This is a genomic window from Azospirillum sp. B506, assembly GCF_000333595.1.
Taxonomy (GTDB): Bacteria; Pseudomonadota; Alphaproteobacteria; order Azospirillales; family Azospirillaceae; genus Azospirillum.
On sequence record NZ_BADK01000499.1, the window covers coordinates 1 to 1,635 of the forward strand.

Genomic DNA, 1,635 nt, shown 5'->3' on the forward strand with positions numbered 1-1,635 from the left:
CATCGTCACCACGACGACGATGGATGCGGTCGTCTGATCCATCGCTCAGCCCTCGCTCTGCATGCCGGCATGCTGGTAGGAGGCGTCGCGCCCCTGCAGCACCGCCAGCAGATCGTCGATCAAGGCGATGACCAGCACCACCAGCCCAACCCCCATCAGCGCCTGCGGGATCCACAGCGGGACCGGCAGCACGCCCTGGCTGAGATCGCCGAAATCGTATGAGTCGTACGTCATGCGCAGCCAGTACCAGGCGAAATAGCTGCTGAGCGCGGTGGCGAAGCCCAGGCAGAGCAGTTCGAAGACTCGGCGCGCGGTGCCGTGCAGCCGTTCCACCAGCACGCCGACGCGGATGTGCGCGCCGCGGCGCAGCGCCGGCCCCAGCATCAGGAAGAAGGACGCCGCCATGCAGTAGCCGGCAAGCTCGTCGGCCCCCGGCACCATGCGGTCGAACAGCCGCGATGCCACCTGCGTCACGATCAGGACGGCAATGGCGGCAAGCAGGACCGCGCCCAGGATCTCGGCGGCGCGGTAGAGGATGGACAGTGCGGTGCGCATGGCGCAACCACCTCCTGCGGTCGGAGCGGAGCGAAGGGGCGTGGAGGGGGACCGGCCGGCCGCCTTTTCTATGGCGGCGCCGGCCGGTGGCATCCGGACCGGTTACTTGCCGAAGGCGGAAATGATCGCCTCGCCGTCGGCGCCGGCCGCCTTGGTCCATTCGGCGGTCATGGTCTTGCCGATGGCGGACAGCCCTTCCTTCAGCTTGTCGGACGGCGGCAGCACCTTCATGCCGTTGTCGGCCATGGTCTTGTTCAGGTCGGCCGTCTTCTTCTCCCACTCGGTCCAGCCGGTGGCCTCGGCTTTCGCCGCGGCGTCCTGGATCGCCTTCTGGGTGCCGGCATCCAGCCCCTTCCAGACCTCCGAATTGATGAACACCATGTTGCGCGGCAGCCAGGCCTGGACGTCGTAATAGACCTTCACGAAGTCCCAGGCCTTGGTGTCGACGCCGGTGGCGGCGGACGTGATCATCGCGGTGACGATGCCGGTGCCGAAAGCCTGTGCCACCTCGGCCGCCTCGATCTTCACCGGGATGGCGCCGCTCAGCTCGGCGATGCGGGTGGTGGCGGGATTGTAGGCGCGGAACTTCTGGCTCTTCAGACCCTCGACCGACTGGATCTCGTCCTTCACATACAGGCCCTGCGGCGGCCACGGGATCGAATAGAGCAGCTTCAGCCGCTGGCGCTCCAGCTTCTTTTCCAGATAGGGCTTGGAGACCTCGTACAGCTTGTGCGCCGACTTGAAGTCGGTGGCGAGGAAGGGCACCGAATCGAGGCCGTAGAGCGGGTCCTCGTTCGCCCAGGAGCTGATCAGCACCTCGCCCAGCTGGGCCTGGCCGGACTGGACCGCGCGCTTGATCTCGGGATGGCGGATCAGCGAGCCGTTGGAGTGGACGGTGATCTGGATCTTGCCGGCGGTGGCCGCCTTCACGTCGTCGGCGAACTGCTTCACCACGATGGTGTGCAGGTTGGTGTCCGGATACGGCGTCGGCATGTCCCAGGTTTCGGCCGCGGCCGCCATCTGTCCGGCGGCGACGCCCAGCCCCAGCAGGCCGGCGACGACCGGACGGCGATCCGGCTG

2 protein-coding genes are annotated in these 1,635 nt (G+C 67.2%); both read right to left on the reverse strand.

Features of this window, described 5'->3' with window-relative positions:
- Positions 1-45 precede the first annotated feature (45 nt).
- Entirely contained in the window at positions 46-555 is a 510-nt protein-coding gene (locus I71_RS14970; protein WP_042695651.1) for a TRAP transporter small permease, read from the reverse strand.
- A 102-nt stretch (positions 556-657) separates the two neighbouring features.
- Positions 658-1,575, reverse strand: coding sequence for a TRAP transporter substrate-binding protein (locus tag I71_RS14975; RefSeq protein WP_042695652.1), 918 nt, complete (start codon positions 1,573-1,575; stop codon positions 658-660).
- Positions 1,576-1,635 lie beyond the last annotated feature (60 nt).

Coding starts and splice junctions, on each gene's coding strand:
- I71_RS14975 (WP_042695652.1), bottom strand. CDS start 1,575: ATGGCGGCCGCGGCCGAAACCTGGGACATGCCGACGCCGTATCCGGAC.
- I71_RS14970 (WP_042695651.1), bottom strand. CDS start 555: ATGCGCACCGCACTGTCCATCCTCTACCGCGCCGCCGAGATCCTGGGC.